Annotated in this window: 14 protein-coding genes; 8 read left to right on the forward strand and 6 right to left on the reverse strand. The window is 44.1% G+C overall.

The features are described from left to right. Positions 1-116 precede the first annotated feature (116 nt). The 3 genes from BVU_RS20625 to BVU_RS20635 form a co-directional block, all read right to left on the reverse strand. The gene (locus tag BVU_RS20625; RefSeq protein WP_005839723.1) at positions 117-1199 is read right to left on the reverse strand and encodes a FecR family protein; all 1083 of its coding nucleotides are present in this window, start codon (positions 1197-1199) and stop codon (positions 117-119) included. Between the two features lie 212 nt (positions 1200-1411). Then, positions 1412-2047: an RNA polymerase sigma factor gene (locus BVU_RS20630; protein ID WP_005839721.1), complete on the reverse strand. Its 636-nt coding sequence runs from the start codon at positions 2045-2047 to the stop codon at positions 1412-1414. 114 nt (positions 2048-2161) lie between these two features. After that, on the reverse strand, positions 2162-3367 hold the full coding sequence (locus BVU_RS20635) for an ROK family transcriptional regulator (RefSeq protein WP_005851321.1): 1206 nt from the start codon (positions 3365-3367) through the stop codon (positions 2162-2164). Between the two features lie 305 nt (positions 3368-3672). Here BVU_RS20635 and BVU_RS20640 point away from each other — a divergent pair, with 305 nt between their 5' ends. The 5 genes from BVU_RS20640 to BVU_RS20660 are packed head-to-tail and all read left to right on the forward strand — an operon-like array spanning position 3673 to position 9879. Further along, positions 3673-4587 carry a dihydrodipicolinate synthase family protein gene (locus tag BVU_RS20640; protein ID WP_005839718.1) on the forward strand — a complete coding sequence of 305 codons (915 nt, stop codon included), beginning with the start codon at positions 3673-3675 and terminating at the stop codon, positions 4585-4587. A 12-nt stretch (positions 4588-4599) separates the two neighbouring features. Further along, positions 4600-5796 carry an AGE family epimerase/isomerase gene (locus BVU_RS20645; RefSeq protein WP_005839715.1) on the forward strand — a complete coding sequence of 399 codons (1197 nt, stop codon included), beginning with the start codon at positions 4600-4602 and terminating at the stop codon, positions 5794-5796. Between the two features lie 18 nt (positions 5797-5814). Next, positions 5815-7050, forward strand: a complete 1236-nt coding sequence (locus tag BVU_RS20650; RefSeq protein WP_005839713.1) for an MFS transporter — start codon at positions 5815-5817, stop codon at positions 7048-7050. A 45-nt stretch (positions 7051-7095) separates the two neighbouring features. Next, positions 7096-7887, forward strand: coding sequence for a glucosamine-6-phosphate deaminase (gene nagB, locus BVU_RS20655; protein WP_005839711.1), 792 nt, complete (start codon positions 7096-7098; stop codon positions 7885-7887). A 3-nt stretch (positions 7888-7890) separates the two neighbouring features. Beyond that, positions 7891-9879 (forward strand): glucosamine-6-phosphate deaminase, encoded by a 1989-nt coding sequence (locus tag BVU_RS20660; RefSeq protein ID WP_005839709.1) that lies wholly within the window; start codon positions 7891-7893, stop codon positions 9877-9879. 175 nt (positions 9880-10054) lie between these two features. Here BVU_RS20660 and BVU_RS20665 read toward each other — a convergent pair whose 3' ends face one another. Both BVU_RS20665 and BVU_RS20670 read right to left on the reverse strand, forming a co-directional pair. Beyond that, complete coding sequence (locus tag BVU_RS20665; protein ID WP_005839707.1) at positions 10055-10819, reverse strand: TIGR02757 family protein; 765 nt, start codon at positions 10817-10819, stop codon at positions 10055-10057. 65 nt (positions 10820-10884) lie between these two features. Continuing rightward, a complete protein-coding gene (locus BVU_RS20670) occupies positions 10885-11763 on the reverse strand; it encodes a helix-turn-helix domain-containing protein (RefSeq protein ID WP_005851311.1) in 879 nt (292 codons plus the stop codon). A gap of 176 nt (positions 11764-11939) precedes the next feature. Between BVU_RS20670 and BVU_RS20675 the strand changes: the two genes are divergently transcribed. Genes BVU_RS20675 through BVU_RS20685 form a run of 3 tightly spaced genes read left to right on the forward strand, consistent with a single transcriptional unit; the run spans position 11940 to position 17544 of the window. Then, the gene (locus tag BVU_RS20675) at positions 11940-13007 is read left to right on the forward strand and encodes an efflux RND transporter periplasmic adaptor subunit (RefSeq protein ID WP_012056021.1); all 1068 of its coding nucleotides are present in this window, start codon (positions 11940-11942) and stop codon (positions 13005-13007) included. Then, positions 13007-16132: an efflux RND transporter permease subunit gene (locus tag BVU_RS20680; RefSeq protein WP_012056022.1), complete on the forward strand. Its 3126-nt coding sequence runs from the start codon at positions 13007-13009 to the stop codon at positions 16130-16132. Before BVU_RS20675 ends, BVU_RS20680 begins: the two co-directional genes overlap by 1 nt. Positions 16133-16164: 32 nt before the next feature. Beyond that, on the forward strand, positions 16165-17544 hold the full coding sequence (locus tag BVU_RS20685; RefSeq protein ID WP_008782186.1) for a TolC family protein: 1380 nt from the start codon (positions 16165-16167) through the stop codon (positions 17542-17544). A 214-nt stretch (positions 17545-17758) separates the two neighbouring features. On the opposite strand, the gene BVU_RS20690 is transcribed toward BVU_RS20685, so the two are convergent. Beyond that, positions 17759-18385: an HU family DNA-binding protein gene (locus BVU_RS20690; RefSeq protein WP_016270732.1), complete on the reverse strand. Its 627-nt coding sequence runs from the start codon at positions 18383-18385 to the stop codon at positions 17759-17761. Positions 18386-18484: the final 99 nt, after the last annotated feature.

Below are 18484 nucleotides of genomic sequence, written 5' to 3' on the forward strand. Positions count from 1 at the left end.
GTAAATAATTAAACAACGATTCAGTGACCAGATAGTACGGCAAATACTGTCTGGTTTTCTTTTTTTACATCCTTCTTTTATTCCATAGGCTAAAGTATTTTAAGGTTCAACAATTCTCATTTAAGGCTCACATAGATTTCATCTTTATCATTTATTGTATAATGCAATGATAATGAAAGACATAAGTTATCCATAACATTGGTAATATCTGTTTGAAGATCCAGTTTTCCTGACAATGACAAGGTCGTAATCTCTGCATCATACCGTATTTTACACCCATAATACCGCTCAAGCTTCTTTAAAACATCTCCTACGGGTCTTTGATGAAGCAGCAATAAATTATCCTTCCAACTGATGTATTCGGACACATCAACCTTACGTACCTGCGTTTTATTGCCTTTAATATCCACCAATTGATTAGGTGCTAATCTTACTTTGCTCTTATTCTCAGTAGTTACTTCCACGCTTCCACGTACTAAAACAACAGATGCAGCCTCATCCTCCCTATAGGCACAGACATTAAACGAAGTACCCAGCACGCGTATATCAAACTCTCTTGTTTTGACAACAAATGGGCAATCCTTCCTTTTGGCTACATCCAGATAAACCTCCCCCTCTACCAAGATTTCACGTTTCCGTTCTTCAAAAATATCCGGATATATCACTTTACTACCTGAATTTATATAAATTCTAGTACCATCAGAAAAAGTAATATCAGCTCTTTTCCCATTAGGAACCATTATTTGATGCATTTCATTCTTTACAGATGAAGCCTGGGATATTTTAGTATTTAATGCATACTGCTGAATATTCGAACTTCCTAAAGTATCATATTTTAAAGAAGCATCATTTTTCAGATTCATAGCTTGGTTATCTGTTATCAGAATCACCTCATCACCGCAAATGGAAGTCGTGTCATTCAGCAATGCTATATCAAGCTCCGTACCCTCATCAACATTGGTACTCCACCAGTTCATAACTAAAGCCAAAGCAATCGCTGCCGCTATCGACAAAGACCACCTATAAATATGACGTCTGTGGGGAACCTTTTTTTCCCTTCCTACTCGTTTCATCACGTCCTGAAAAGATTTGTCTACATCAACAGATTCCAGTTCATCTGCTTCCCGAATCTTCTCAGTCAGGCATTGAACTGTTTTACGAAATTCATCTGAATTATATATTGTTTTTTTATTTTTCATCGAAAAACCTTTTTATTAAGAAAACGGTGCCCGATAAAAAAGGTACTCATAAAAAAGAAAAGAAATCACACTTTTCTTTGCATGAGCCTTCGCAAAACCAATAGACAAACCTTATATGACAAATAAAAGAACTTATTCATCACACAAATATCACTTCATTCCATGAAAACATGCCCAAATGATAAAACAACAATGATTAACTACTCGCTAAATCAAGAGAAGTGAAAAGCCCAAACACTACGCACAGGCACATGAACACAATGCACCAAGATACTGAAAATCCATATGGTTGAAACAGAGAAAAAGAATTCACGCAAACGTGCCAATGTACGCGACAAAAGATTCTTGCTTGATTGAGGATTCATACCTAAGATAGCGGATATTTCCTGATGGCTCAATTCTTTTACATAATATAAATACAGAATTTCACGCTGACGACCGGAAAGACGTGAAATTGCCTTAGCCAGCCTTCTTTCATTCTTCACATCCACATCATCTTTCTTAAATAAAGAATTTATTATTTCTTCGCCCATCGGAAAAAACTCATGGCATTCTTCAATCACTTCCATAGGACGTAAAGACTGAAACGCATCCAGCAGTTTATTTCTAAAAGAACAAAGCAAATACGCTTTTACATTATCAGTATAATGCAAATTCCTACAATTTAAAATCAACTTGACGAACAGATTCTGTATGGTATCGGCAACCAGCTCTCTGTCACCTACCATACGAATTCCATAGGAATACAATAACGAATAATAGCGTCGATAAACTTCTTCAAATGCCGCCGTTTCTCCTTTAATAAAAGATTCCCAAAGTTTAGTTTCACCATGTGTTCTATCAACCATAATACTAGCTCCTTAAAAACTTATTGAGCTTGCTCAGAGTTAAACTTAACAAGAAGGCAATATAAGAGATGAACCATGTAATGAATTCATCTCTTACTTTATAATACCTACATATTATTCAAACAGTTTACTGCGCGACAACATACAAGCACCGATGATCCCGGCTCTTTCTTTCAATTTAGATTCTACAATAACAGAATCACGGTTCATCAAGTTCAGTGTATATTTTCGAATAGCTGTAGTGATGGGTTGTGTCAAATAATCACCTGTACGTGACAATGCACCACCAATAATGACTAGCTCCGGATTAAATATATTAATAAGTCCCGCTACATGGCGACCTAATTTCACTCCGATTTCTTCCACCAGTTCAATACACAGCAAATCTTCCTTATTTACCGCATCAATGATATCATCCAAGGTCAAATCTTCCAAATTTTTCTTGGTATTGGAGATAATAGAGTTTTCACCATTATTAATATGTTCCAACAGAATACGATGCAAAGCAGCCCCCGAAACTTCCGTTTCTATGCATCCTTTTTTCCCACAATGGCAGATAATCTCATTCTCATATCCAAAATTATGCCCGAATTCGCCAGAGAAACCAGATTTTCCTTTATAAATCTTTCCATCAATGATAATTCCCATACCCAATCCCCAACTGACATTGATAAAGATGATATTCTTCTCACCTTTCACAACACCTTGCATATACTCACCGTAAATCATAGCACGAGTGTCGTTATCAATAGAAACACGATAACCACCCACCTTTTCTGATATGACATCCGTCAACGGGCGCTCATCAAAATTGAATATACTGTAACTATATCCCAAATCCGGATTCACACGCCCGGAAAGATTTACATTAATATTTAATATCTTATCTTTCTCAACACTGACTTTTTGAAGAAAATGTTTAATCAACTTACACAATTCGTCTAAACTCTCAGGGGTATTCTTCGCTTTAAAAGGAACATTCATTTTTAGCTGAACTACATCTCCTTTAAAATTTATCAACCCTAAGTTAATGGAAAACTGACGCACTTCAACACCTACAAAATATCCGGAATCTGCATTCAAACCATACAAACTGGGATGTCTTCCCCCACTGGTTTCCAGCTTTCCATAGTCGTTAATGTAACCTTCCTCACACATTTCATCAATGAATTTTGTAACTGTAGGCACACTTAAATCCATCTCTCTTGCTAAATCAGTAATCGTAGAGCTTCCATTATAAATATAATGGGTAATGATTTTCTTCTTCATCACAGCCATCTTTGAGCCCTTTTCAATTTCTTTCAACAAATTCTCACCCATAATAAAATATTCCGTTAATGTCCACAAATATAGTTATTTTTTTATGAAATCAAATCACATTTAAAGAGAATTTTCAAAAATTATTTTAGAAGATGTAAGCTAATTATCATTTTTTGTAACAATTCCATTTTCCATATACATTTAAAGAACGTTTCTAAGTCGCTTATTTATCTTTCTATTTATTAAAAGAGTGATTATTAATAAATAAATTTAGTTTTTACTTGTTGTTTTCATAAATCATTTATATATTTGCACGCAACATGATTAAGTAATATAAAATATTCATTTCAAATAAATTAAAGGCTATGGAAAAGATTCACGGATTAATTGACGCACCTTTTACTCCCTTTTATGAGAACGGAGAAGTAAATTATGAACCTATTGAAGCCTATTGCCAACTATTGGTTAGAAACGGACTTCAAGGCGTATTTATCAATGGTTCTTCCGGAGAAGGCTATATGCTGACAGAAGACGAACGCATGAAACTGGCTGAACGCTGGATGGAAGTAGCACCCGAAGGATTCAAAGTCATTGTCCATGTAGGAAGCACTTGTGTAAAATCAAGCAAACGTCTAGCAGAACACGCTCAGAAAATCGGAGCATGGGGTATCGGAGCAATGGCACCTCCTTTCCCCAAAGTAGGACGCATTGAAGAATTGGTGAAATACTGCGAAGAAATAGCATGCGGCGCTCCTGCACTTCCTTTCTATTTTTATCATATCCCAGCTTTCAACGGAGCATTCCTCTCAATGGTAGCATTCTTGGAAGCCGTAGACGGTCGCATTCCTAATTTCGCCGGTATCAAATATACTTTCGAAAGCCTGTATGAATACAACCAATGCCGTTTATATAAAAATGGCAAATTTGACATGTTGCACGGCCAGGATGAAACGATCCTTCCTTGTCTGGCTATGGGCGGTGCACAGGGCGGTATCGGTGGAACAACCAACTATAACGGCAAAGAACTCACAGGTATTATCGAAGCATGGAAAGCCGGTGATCTGGAACTGGCACGCGAACGCCAGAATTTCGCACAGGAAGTTATCAATGTCATCTGTCACTATCGTGGAAACATCGTTGGCGGTAAACGCATCATGAAACTGATCGGGCTGGATTTAGGAAAGAACCGGACTCCGTTCCAGAACATGACAGATGAGGAAGAAGCTGCCATGAAAGCCGAACTGGAAGCAATCAATTTCTTCGAAAGATGTAACAAATAAACCTGAACCACGATGTTTTCAATAGACTATATAAAAGAATGGTCGGAATCATACAAAACAGATCTGACCACCAATATCATGCCGTTTTGGCTGAAATACGGGCTGGACAAGGTCAATGGAGGTATTTATACCTGCGTTGACCGAAACGGCAGCTTGATGGACACCACCAAATCAGTGTGGTTCCAAGGAAGATTTGCTTTTATCTGTTCCTATGCATATAATAATATAGAAAAGAACGAAGCATGGCTGGCGGCAGCTAAAAGTACAATAGACTTTATAGAAGCGCATTGTTTTGACTCTGACGGACGTATGTATTTCGAAGTGACTGCCGAAGGCACTCCCTTGCGCAAACGCCGTTATATTTTCTCGGAGTCATTCGCAGCCATCGCCATGTCGGAATATGCCATCGCATCCGGTGACCAGACGTATGCCGTAAAAGCATTAGACTTGTTCAAACGGATGCAGTATTTTATGGAAACACCAGGCATACTCCCTCCAAAATATCTGGATACTCTTCCTATGAAAGGACATTCCATCACAATGATCCTGATTAATGTAGCATCACGTATCCGTCAGGCCATTCAAGATGAAAGCTTCAACGGACAGATTGACGCTTCCATCGCCCAACTGCGCAAAGATTTCATGCATCCCGAATTCAAGGCGTTGCTTGAAACGGTAGGCCCCCATGGAGAATTCATCGACAGCAACATGGGCCGCACCATCAATCCGGGACATTGTATCGAGACCGCCTGGTTTCTGCTGGAAGAAGCCAAATACCGTAATTGGGACAAAGATATTACGGAATTGGCCCTCACTATCCTTGATTGGTCTTGGGAGTGGGGATGGGACAAAGAATTCGGAGGTATCATCAACTTCAAAGACTGCAAGAACCTTCCGCCACAGGATTATTCCCAAGACATGAAATTCTGGTGGCCTCAGACAGAGGCTATCATCGCTACTTTGTATGCATATTTAGCAACCGGAAATGAAAAATACCTTGACATGCACAAGCAAATCAGCGATTGGACATACACCCATTTCCCTGATAAAGAGTGTGGAGAATGGTTTGGATATCTCCATCGTGACGGCACGCCTGCACAAATGGCCAAGGGTAACCTGTTCAAAGGCCCGTTCCACATTCCAAGAATGATGATCAAGGGCTATACATTGTGCAAGGAAATACTCGACAACAAAAAATCACATTTATAAAGCCCTTTATCTATTAGCATGAAAAACAGTAAAATTTATCCTTGGGTTGTAGTAGGATTATTATGGGGTGTTGCCCTGTTGAATTACATGGACCGGCAAATGTTGTCCACAATGAGAGATGCCATGGCGGTGGATATCACCGAGCTTCAGTCAGCTGCCAATTTTGGGCGACTGATGGGAGTCTTTCTTTGGATATATGGCTGTATGAGCCCTATAGCCGGAATGGTGGGCGACCGCATGAACCGCAAATGGCTTATTGTTGGCAGTTTGTTTGTATGGTCGGCCGTCACTTATCTGATGGGAATCGCCGACACCTATAATGAAGTTTTTTTCCTTCGCGCCTTGATGGGAATCAGCGAAGCGCTCTATATTCCTGCCGGATTGTCACTGATCGCCGACTATCACTCCGATAAGTCACGTTCATTAGCCATCGGTATTCACATGACCGGGCTCTACACCGGGCAGGCCATCGGAGGTTTCGGCGCTACAGTAGCCGCTGCTTTTTCCTGGCATACAACCTTTCATTGGTTCGGCATCGCCGGCATCGCATACGCCGTAATTTTGATGCTTTTTCTACATGAAAAGAAGGATAGAATACAAATTGAACAAATAAATTCACCTTCCGGTAAAGAAAAAAGCAATTTATTGAAGGGATTATCATTACTTTTCAGTAATATTGCATTCTGGGTGATTCTGCTATATTTCGCAGCCCCCAGTTTACCGGGATGGGCAACCAAAAACTGGTTACCTACCTTGTTCGCCGAGAACCTGAATATACCGATGTCACAAGCCGGCCCCATGTCGACTATCACCATCGCGCTATCCTCGTTCATTGGCGTAATTATTGGTGGAACCTTATCCGATAAGTGGGTGCAAAGAAATATAAAAGGACGTGTGTACACGGGTGCCATCGGCTTGGGACTTACTATTCCATCCCTGCTTTTACTAGGGTTCGGACACAGTTTCGTAGCTGTTGTGGGAGCTGGATTATTATTCGGAATCGGTTATGGTATCTTCGATGCCAACAATATGCCGATTCTATGCCAGTTCGTATCATCCAAACACCGTGCTACCGCCTATGGTATCATGAATATGACAGGCGTGTTTGCGGGAGCAGCCATTACCGAAGTCTTGGGAAAGTGGACAGACGGAGGTAAGTTGGGACTGGGATTTGCCATGTTGGCTATTATTGTGCTTATCGCACTGGTAGTACAATTGACATTCCTCCGTCCCAAAACGGATAATATGGAATAACCCGTATAGTTAACTTAACACTTAAAACTTAAAAAAGAAAGAACCATGAGAGTAATTATTGAATCTGATTACCAAGCGCTGTCACAATGGGCGGCAAACTATGTAGCTAGTAAAATCAATGCGGCAAATCCGACTCCTGAAAAACCTTTTGTTTTAGGTTGTCCCACAGGATCTTCACCGCTAGGCATGTACAAAGCGCTGATAGAACTGAACAAGCAGGGAAAAGTATCTTTCCAGAATGTCGTTACTTTCAATATGGACGAATATGTAGGCTTGCCTGAAGATCATCCAGAAAGCTACCATACATTTATGTGGAAAAACTTTTTTAACCATATTGATATAAAGAAAGAAAATGTACATATCCTGAACGGAAATGCCGAAGACCTGGAAGCAGAATGCGCCAACTACGAAAAACAAATAGCCGAAATCGGAGGCATCGACCTGTTTATGGGAGGTATCGGTCCCGACGGACATATCGCATTCAACGAGCCGGGCTCATCTTTGTCTTCACGCACACGTATCAAAACACTGACTACAGACACAATCATTGCAAACTCACGTTTCTTTGACAATGACGTGAACAAAGTACCTAAAACTGCGTTAACAGTAGGTGTAGGGACTGTCCTTTCAGCCAAAGAAGTTCTGATTATCTGCAACGGGCACAACAAAGCACGTGCTTTGCAACATGCCGTTGAAGGTGGTATTACACAAATGTGGACTATCAGCGCATTACAAATGCACCAGCATGGCATCATTGTTTGTGACGAAGCCGCTACAGACGAACTGAAAGTCGGTACCTACAAATATTTCAAAGACATCGAAAAAGCTAATTTGTAATTTATGAGAACAAACTTAAGTTCGCAGATTTCTCTGAACAGAGTATCTCCGAAATATTATAAACCCGAAAATGCGGTGGAACGTTCTGTCTTGACCCGCTGCGAAAAAGTGCCTACCGACATCTATGAAACGATGGAGGAAGGCGTGCAGCACATTGCCAACGAAATTACGGCAAAAATTCAGGAACGTCAGCGCGAAGGAAAGTTCTGCGTGATTGGGGCTGGAACCGGTGCTTCATTACGGCCGCTTTATGCCGAACTAGTCCGTAAACATAAAGATGAAGGACTAAGTTTCCGTAACGTAGTAATTTTCAATTTATATGAATATTACCCTTTGGCTTCCGAAGGGGCTGGAAGCAGTTTCTCACAGCTGAACGACTTATTCCTAAGCCAAATCGACATCGATAAACAAAATGTATTCACCATCGACGGAACGATTCCGCAGGAAGCTGTCATCGAATACTGCCGCCTGTACGAACAACGTATCCAGACTTTTGGCGGTATAGACATCGTATTAATGGGCATTGGTCGTGAAGGCAATATTGCCATGAACGAGCCGGGATCAAGCTTGAGCTCCCCTACCCGACTGATTTTGATTGACTCAACCTCGCGTGCTGAAGCTGCACACAACTTGGGAGTGGACAATCTCCCTCCCTGTTCCATCACGATGGGTGTGGCAACTATTATGGCTGCCCGCAAAATCTATTTGCTGGCATGGGGAGATGACAAAGCCGATATCATCAAGAAAGCGGTGGAAGACAAAGTGAGCGACACTCTGCCCGCTTCTTATCTGCAAATGCATAACAATGCAAATGTCTGCATAGATCTGGCAGCGGCTTCTCACCTTACCCGTATCCAACGTCCGTGGCTGGTAACCAATTGCGAATGGAACGACAAATTGATTCGCAGCGCTATTGTATGGTTGTGTATGCGTGTCAAAAAACCGATTCTGAAACTGACCAACAAAGATTACAATGAAAACGGACTGAGCGAACTGCTGGCACTCTACGGTTCTGCTTACAACGTAAATATCAAAATATTCAATGACTTGCAGCACACCATCACCGGATGGCCCGGCGGCAAGCCCAATGCAGATGACACCTATCGCCCCGAACGGGCAAAACCATTCCCGAAACGCGTGGTAGTCTTCTCTCCGCACCCGGATGATGACGTAATCTCAATGGGTGGAACTTTACGGCGTTTGGTTCAGCAAGGTCACGAAGTACACGTAGCATACGAAACTTCCGGAAACATTGCCGTAGGCGATGAAGAAGTAGTACGTTTCATGCACTTCATCAACGGTTTCAACCAACTTTTTGATGAAAACTCCAACGAAACCATCAAAAACAAATACGCTGAAATCAAGAAATTCCTTGCCGCCAAGAAAGAAGGCGATATGGACAGCCGCGATATCCTGACCATTAAAGGACTGATCCGTCGTGGCGAGGCCCGTACTGCAAGTACTTACAATCAAATTCCATTGAACCGTGTCCACTTCCTCGACTTGCCGTTCTATGAAACAGGAAAAATCGAGAAGAACCCTATCAGTGAAGCCGATGTGGAAATCGTTTTACAGTTACTACGTGACGTAAAACCCCACCAAATTTATGTGGCCGGTGACCTTGCCGACCCGCACGGAACCCATCGTGTCTGCACAGACGCAGTGCTTGCCGCTATCGACATCGAAAAAGAAGCCGGTGCCGAATGGTTGAAAGATTGCCGCATCTGGATGTATCGTGGCGCATGGGCGGAATGGGAAATTGAAAACATTGAAATGGCCGTACCGTTCAGTCCGGAAGAATTGCGTGCTAAACGTAACTCCATCTTAAAGCATCAGTCTCAGATGGAAAGCGCACCGTTCCTGGGCAACGACGAACGTCTGTTCTGGCAAAGAAGTGAAGACCGCAACCGGGGTACCGCTGCTTTGTATGACCAACTTGGTTTGGCATGTTATGAAGCAATGGAGGCCTTCGTGGAATACGTACCCCTATAATTTAAGAAACAACCTAACCTAATTTTATACTAACCTTTAACCAAAAAACCGAAAATCCCCGATGGATGTGATATCCCTCGGGGATTATTTTTAGATTTCCATTTATTGCAAATGATATCCCATAGTCATCCTCACCACAGCTACCTGCTTCGAGCAACACACCCCAAACTACATCTCATAATTCATTAATCCCATAGCCAAACAAAGCAAAATCCCCCAGACAAGGATCTTCGGGAAAAACCTCAGCCAAAGCCGCAGTAATAGTTCTTGCATTATTCAGCGTATAAGATTTACTTCGGGTCAGCTCCAATCTGAAAGCCATCTCACTGACATGTGTATCCAAAGGGATAATCAACTCACATGGAGAGAAATTCCTCCAGATTCCAAAATCCACTTCCGAATCGCGACGGATCATCCAGCGCAGAAACATATTCAATTTCTTTTGCGGCGCCTTATCCGACACTCCAAACAAACGACAAAGACGTTGCATCGGAGTTCCATCCGTTTCGCAAAGAAGAGCATTCTCCATACTCTCATACCTATCATATATAGTATACAGCCAATGAAACAATTGTGCCATTCTATTTTTTGAAACCGTCCGATAGAACGACTCCTCACCACAGAAATCAATTTTCCAGTTCCCGGACAACACATACTGCAAAGGCTGCCGGTTCATTATGGAATCCAGCCGTTCTGCCGCCTTCAGTATTTGAGGGCGGGCTCCGAAACTAAGAAAAGCAGTCAGAAAAGCACTGATTTCAATATCCGCTTTGAAATGATAGCGATGCGGGAACTGTACCGGATCAGAAGAAATAAAATCAGAGTTATGATACCGGTCAGCATATTTCCGCAAAAAATCAGCTACCGCCATCCGGCTCTCATGAGTTTGCCGTTCTGTAATATAAGACATGAATCGCTCTTGTTCGTTCTTTCGGGTCATAAATAAAACGTTTATGATTTGTACACAAAGGTATATTAAAATAAAATAGATTGCATTTTCTGAAATCAAATTCCATCCTTAATCCTCAACTTGCCTTTTCTATATTCTTTAGGTGAAATCCCCACATATTGCTTAAAATACTTTCCAAAGAAAGACTGCGTAGGGAAATTCAATTGGTCTGCAATCTCCTTGATACTCAGATCCGATCCTTCAAGCAACTGTTTTGCCTCGGTAATCACCATTTGCACAATCCATTGCAAAGCACTATTTCCCGACTTCTCTTTAATGATGGTGGAAAAATAACGTGGAGTAATATGCTGCATCCTCGCATAATAAGCAACATCACGCTCCTTTCTATACAAACGGAAAAGAGCCAGCATGAAATTCTGAAAAATCACATCCTTCTTGTTCTGCGGCAAGGGCTGCATGGGTTGGTTGGCAAAATACATATTCAATATCTCATAGCAGAAAGTCTGCCCCATCGACTTGATCAGTTCCAAAGTCAGGCGTTGTTGCTGCAAATTCACCTCTTGCACATCCTCCGCCTCTATCCTCTCCCGCAAATTATCCAACAGATACTCCAAATGAGCACGTTGCTTATCCGAAAGTGATATACAAGGATGCTTCCGCATAAAAAGCTGGTTTTCCACATTGATCACCCTATTGACGATAGGAATGATATAATCTAAATCCACTTCAACCATAACCCCTTCCGCATCCTCACTCTTATGAAGCAGATGCACCAAGGTAGAAGCCATGTAAATATACACATCACCGGGATTTATCTGAAAATGCTTATCTTCCAGTGAAACCTCCACATTTCCTTTCCGGCAAAAGAAAAGGCCACATTTATTAAATGTCGAAATAATCTGTCCGTCTTTAAAGGCATACAGTTCACTATCCGAAAGAAATCTAAAGAGAAAAGGCATCTGTTGTCTGTCCATCAATCTATACATTCTTTAATTTACTGCAAAATAAATACAAATCGTAAACTTTCCAGCTACATAACAACCCAAAAATATACAAATCGGACAATTTATCATTCATATCAACCTTTTCTATCCTCTTGCTTCGGAATAACTTTGTATCAGAAAACTAATTGCACGAAAATCATAGTAGTATGAAACGAATTTATCTTATTCTAACAGGTATTTCCTTGATCTTACTAAGTTCCTGCGCACAACGTGCCCAGGAAGCCAAAGGTCATCAGACAGTAAAAATAGACACAGTTGTTTCTGCCGACAAACAAACGTTCCTGCAATTTCCGGGAAAGGTAAAAGCCGCACAAGATATCAGCCTTGCCTTCCGGGTAAGCGGAACCATCAGCAAAATACATGTAAAAGACGGCGCCCGTGTACAAGAGGGACAATTACTGGCCGAACTGGACCCCACCGACTATCAAGTACAACTGGATGCTACTGAAGCAGAATACCAGCAAATAAAAGCGGAAGCAGAAAGGGTCATGGCTCTTTACAAAGACAACGGAACCACCCCCAACGCCAATGACAAAGCCGTATACGGGCTCAAGCAAATCACCGCCAAGTACAAACACCATAAAGATCAGTTGGCTTACACCCGGCTCTATGCTCCTTTCAACGGGTATGTCCAGAAACGCCTGTTCGAAGCTCACGAAACCATCGGAGCCGGAATGCCCGTCATTGCCATGATCAGCGGCGGAACCCCCGAAGTGGAAATAAATCTGCCTGCGGCCGAATATATCCGCCGGGAGCAGTTCGACAATTATCACTGCACATTTGATATCTATCCGGGCGAAACCTACCCGCTGAAACTAATCAGTGTCACCCCGAAAGCCAACGCAAACCAACTATACACCATGCGCCTGCAAGTAGTACCCGGCACACGGGCTATCCCTTCTCCCGGCATGAACACCATGGTAACCATCCTTTGCCGTACAGAGCAGGAGAATACTCTTTCTGTCCCTACCGGCGCCATCCTGCAAAAAGAAGGCAAAGCGTATGTGTTCGTCTTTCATCCATCCAGCAATACCGTACACAGACAGGAAGTATCCATACTGCGTTTGTTGAACAACGGACACAGTCTCATCACTTCCAGACAACTGCAACCGGGAGAGCAGATTGTATCCTCGGGCGTACACCACATTGAGGATGGAGAAATTGTAAAACCTTTGTCACCGGTCACTAACACAAATATAGGAGGATTATTATAATGGACATCAGTAAATGGGCATTCCGGAACAGGAATCTGATTTATTTCCTGATAGCGGTTCTGCTGCTCGGCGGAGCCTATTCCTGCTATCAGATGAGCAAATTGGAAGACCCCGAAATAAAAGTGAAGCTTGCCATGGTAGTCACCACCTATCCGGGTGCTTCCGCGCACCAGGTAGAACTGGAAGTAACGGATGTGCTTGAAAAGAACATCCGCACCATGGGCAACATTGACAATATAGAAAGTTATTCATACAACGACCTGTCCCTGATACAGATAGAACTGCTGAGCACCGTGCCGGACGATGACGTGGAACAATGCTGGGACATGCTGCGCCGCAAAGTAAGCGACGCCCGCGCCCTGTTGCCCGAAGGAGCCACCACCCCGATAGTCAAAGATGACTTCGGAAATGTATATGGCATGTTCTATGCCCTGACAGGTGACGGACTGTCCGACCGTGAACTGTCCGACTATGCCGAACTGGTAAAACGGGAAGTGAACGAACTGGAAGGGGTAGACCGTGTGGAACTCTACGGCAAACGTTCCGAATGCATCAATATCTCCCTGTTGCAAGACCGTATGGCAAACCTCGGTGTTAAACCTGCAGAAGTACTGGCAACCTTGAACGGCCAGAACAAAACCACCTATACAGGATATTATGAAAATGGTGAAAACCGTATCCGCGTCACAGTAAACGACAAATTCAAAACCGTAGAAGATATCGGAAAAATGCTGATTCAAGGACACGATGACGACCAGCTTCGCCTGAGTGACATCGCCCGTATAGAGAAAGCCTACGAGAACCCCACACGCAATGAAATGTTCTATGACCATGAACGCGCTCTCGGTATACTCATCGCTGCCTCCAGTGGTTCGGACATTATAAAAGTAGGCCATGCCGTAGAAAGCAAGTTGGAAGAACTCAAAGCCGAACGTCTGCCCGCAGGAGTGGAATGCCACAAAATCTTCTATCAGCCCGAACGGGTAGGCAGCTCTTTGGGAACCTTTGTCATCAACCTGATAGAATCCGTCATCATCGTAGTACTGATACTGATGATAGCAATGGGGTTCAAGAGCGGCCTTATCATAGGTATCAGCCTGGTCATCACCGTATTCGGTTCTTTTCTGTTCCTTTATTCGGCAGGCGGAACCATGCAGCGCGTATCATTGGCTGCTTTTGTACTGGCAATGGGAATGTTGGTAGACAACGCCATCGTCATCATAGACGGCATACTGGTAGACTTGAAAGCCGGCAAAAACCGGATGGAAGCCATGACCGCCATCGGAAGACAGACAGCCATGCCTCTTCTGGGCGCGACACTGATAGCCATTATCGCCTTTCTACCCATCTACATGTCCCCCGACACCGCAGGCGTCTACACGCGCGACCTTTTCATCGTACTTGCCGTTTCCCTGTTGCTAAGCTGGATATTGGCACTGATCCATGTACCACTGATGGCCGACCGCCGGCTGCATCCTGCCATAGATACTGACAGTACCGGAAAGCGAGTATACAAAGGTAAAATCTATGCCACCCTCCGTTCGGCACTGCGGTTCGGTCTGGCCCACCGGTGGAGTTTTGTATTTGCCATGACCGGTCTGTTGCTGCTTTCCGTTTTCGGCTACCAATATATGCGTCAGGGCTTTTTCCCCGACATGGTTTACGACCAGCTTTATATGGAATACAAACTTCCGGAAGGGAATAACTATACACGTGTGGTTCGAGATTTGGAAGAAATAGAAACCTATCTGAAAGGACGGGAGGAAATAACCCACGTCACTACCTCCATAGGCGGTACGCCCGGACGCTATAATCTGGTACGGAGCATTGCCAACCCCTCACTTTCGTACGGCGAACTGATTATCGACTTCACCTCACCGGAAACCTTGGTAGAACATATAGACGAAATCCAAGCTTACCTCTCCCAAGCCTATCCGGACGCATACATCAAATTGAAAAGATATAATCTGATGTTCAAGAAATATCCCATAGAGGCGCAATTTCTGGGTCCCGACCCTGCCATCCTGCACCAACTGGCCGACAGCGCCCGCGCCATCATGGAAAGGACTCCGGAAGTCTGCCTCATCACCACCGACTGGGAACCTCAAGTACCCGTACTGACCATCGAATACGACCAGCCGTCTGCCCGTGCCCTCGGCCTGAGCCGTAATGATGTCAGCCTTTCCCTGCTCACAGCCACCGGAGGCATTCCTATCGGCTCTTTCTACGAAGGTATCCACAAAAACAACATCTACCTGAAATGCCTCGACGAGAAAGGAGAACCGATAGAGGACCTGGGCAACGCACAAGTCTTCTCGTCTCTGCCTTCCCTGAACGGACTGTTGAACGAGGAAACCATGGTGAAGCTGAAAGCCGGCACACTTTCGAAAGAAGATTTGGTGGAAAGCATCATGGGAAGCACACCGCTGAAACAAATCAGCAAAGAGATTGATATCCGGTGGGAAGATCCGGTAGTTCCCCGTTACAACGGGCAGAGAAGCCAGCGGGCACAATGTTCGCCCGCACCCGGCATTGAAACGGAAAAAGCACGTCTTGCCATCGCGGAACAGATAGAAAACATACCATTACCCGAAGGTTATTCACTGGTATGGCAAGGAGAAAAGATAGCCAGCGACCAGTCCATGAAGTACCTGTTCCAAAATTTCCCGTTAGCCATCATTCTGATGATTGCCATCCTCATCATGCTGTTCAAAGATTATCGCAAACCCATCATCATCTTCTGCTGTATTCCGATGATATTTGTAGGGGTGGTAGCGGTCATGCTGCTCACAGGAAAAGTCTTCAATTTCGTGGCTATTGTAGGCACATTGGGATTGATCGGCATGCTGATTAAAAACGGTATTGTGCTGATGGATGAAATCACCCTTCAGATCAATGAAGGAGTAGAACCGATCACCGCACTGATAGACAGTTCCCAAAGCCGTCTCCGCCCGGTCATGATGGCCTCGCTGACAACGATTCTGGGTATGATTCCCTTGCTGTCCGATGCCATGTTCGGTTCCTTGGCGGCAGCTATCATGGGTGGATTGCTGTGCAGCACACTGATCACGCTGCTCTTTATCCCTATATTATATGCCTTGTTCTTCAAGATAAAAAACAATTGATTCATTTCACTGACATACAAAACCGAGAATAAATGAAAAAGACAATGATACTCCCCCTCTGCTGTCTGCTGTGGCATCTTGCCACCCCCGCATGGGCACAGGAAACACTGAGTCTGAAAGAGTGCCGCGAAATGGCATTAAAATACAACAAGGAAATGGCGGCTTCCGTGAAACAGACGGAAAGTGCCCGTTATACTGCCAAGAGTTACAAAGGGAACTTCTTCCCCAACTTCACCGTCAGCGGAACAGGACTTTACAGTAATGCCGACGGTAGTTACGGCATAGCCGGAGGCAACCTGCCCGTCTTTCTGCCCGATGGAACAGGACAGTTCAATCCGGGACAACCCGCAGGCTTTGCCTACTTCCCCGGCATTAACCTGGACTATAAAATAGGATGGGTCTATATGGGCGGTGTGCAAATGGAACAGCCCCTCTACATGGGCGGTAAAATCCGTGCCGCCTACAAAATGTCCTTGCTGGGCAAAGAAATGGCACAAATGAATGAAAATCTGACCGCAACAGAAGTCATTCAGAAAACAGATCAGGCATACGCTCTGGTAGTAAAAGCAAAGGAGATGAAAACAGTAGCCGATGCATACCACGCTGTATTGACGGAATTAAAAAATAACGTAGAGAGTGCTTACAAACATGGACTTAAACCTCAGAATGATGTATTGAAAGTACAAGTAAAGCTGAATGAAAGCGAGCTAGGTATCCGAAAAGCCGAGAATGCTCTCCGCCTGGCTACCATGAACCTCTGCCACCTGATAGGGAAACCACTGACCACACAAGTTCATGTTTCCGGAGATTTCCCGGAGATAGAGAAAGACCTGGAAGTACAGGTACTGGATATCACCCGCCGTCCGGAATACGGAATACTGGACAAACAAGTGGCGATAGCCCGCCAGCAGGTGAAACTGAACCGCAGTGAACTGCTTCCCAAAGTAGGGATCAAAGGCTCATACGACTATGTACATGGTTTGGAACTGAACAACAAGAATTTCCTGGACGATGCCAGTTTCTCTGTCCTTCTGAATGTAAGCATCCCCTTGTTCCATTTCGGAGAACGCAGCAACAAAGTACGTGCAGCCAAAGCCAAACTGGAACAAACCCGCCTTCAACAGCAAAACCTGAACGAACAAATGTTACTGGAACTGACCCAAGCCGCCAACAATCTGGACGAAGCAAAGCTGGAAAGCGAACTTGCCGACCGTTCCCTGCAACAGGCGGAAGAGAACAGGCGTGTCAGCAAAAGCCAGTACGAAGTAGGTCTGGAAACACTCTCCGACCATTTGGAAGCCCAAGCGTTATGGCAACAGGCTTACGAAACGAAAGTTGACGCCCGTTTCCAACTTTATCTGAACTACGTGGCCTATCTGAAAGCAGCAGGGACCTTGCATGACAAGCTGTAAGTCTCTTGTTCCGGATTCAGATTGAGTACAAATACAAGCAATCCCTCCTTCTCCGGAGTTTTATAAATGTGCTGCCACTGCTACCACCCACTCTACTGGAACCACCATGAACAAGGCGTTTCAACGGGTGGTGGCAGCACATTTTTTTATGGGTAAAAAGTGCTGCCACCACCACTTTCCCTCTCTTTTTATTCCCAAACGGATAAAAAAGGGGCTATACTTCGGCTATACCTTCCTGCCTGCGCAGCACATACACCGCATGAGAATGCTTTCCTTCTTTGTCCAATCTCTTCTCCTCATACCAAGCCTTCAGCTCGTAGGCCGCCGTAGTGCGCGCCACCCCCAACCATTCCGAATAGGCCAGACGTGTAATGGAACCGTGTTCTTTCAGATAAGCCTCCAGCAACGTCCAACGCTCCTCCTTGCTACGCTTTTTCACCGTAGGCAAGAAGCCGAACTCGGCACGGAGGATGTCTGTTTCCTGCCGCACCCGCTTCACCAGTTCCGGCACCGGACGGAAGTTCACCTTCTTTATCCTCACAGATGCCGCACGTATCTCCTTCCGGTCTGTCACCTCACGCGAGGACAAGGCAAGAGAAAACGTACCCAGGCCGTCCAACCGCACATTTTTTCCTTGCCGCAAATGGGATACAACCATATCGGCCACCTCCTGTAGCACTCCCACCACACAGCCCGCCGAATATGCGCTATGCTTGGACAACTCCTTCACTATGTGATCGGTAGTAATCGTTTCCTTCACCACTACCGCCGGATAAAGCACCGGTTTGCCGTCCTTTTCCTTGAAAGGGTTGGCCTTGAAATCATATTTTATATCCATCATTAAAAGATTTGATCTGTATCCGCAAGCCCTTTCTGCTCTATGGTTAAGGGTTCTCTTCCTTTTGTATTCTATCTCCATAAGCTTTGGACTTGACTCCAA

This window comes from Phocaeicola vulgatus ATCC 8482, assembly GCF_000012825.1.
GTDB lineage: Bacteria > Bacteroidota > Bacteroidia > Bacteroidales > Bacteroidaceae > Phocaeicola > Phocaeicola vulgatus.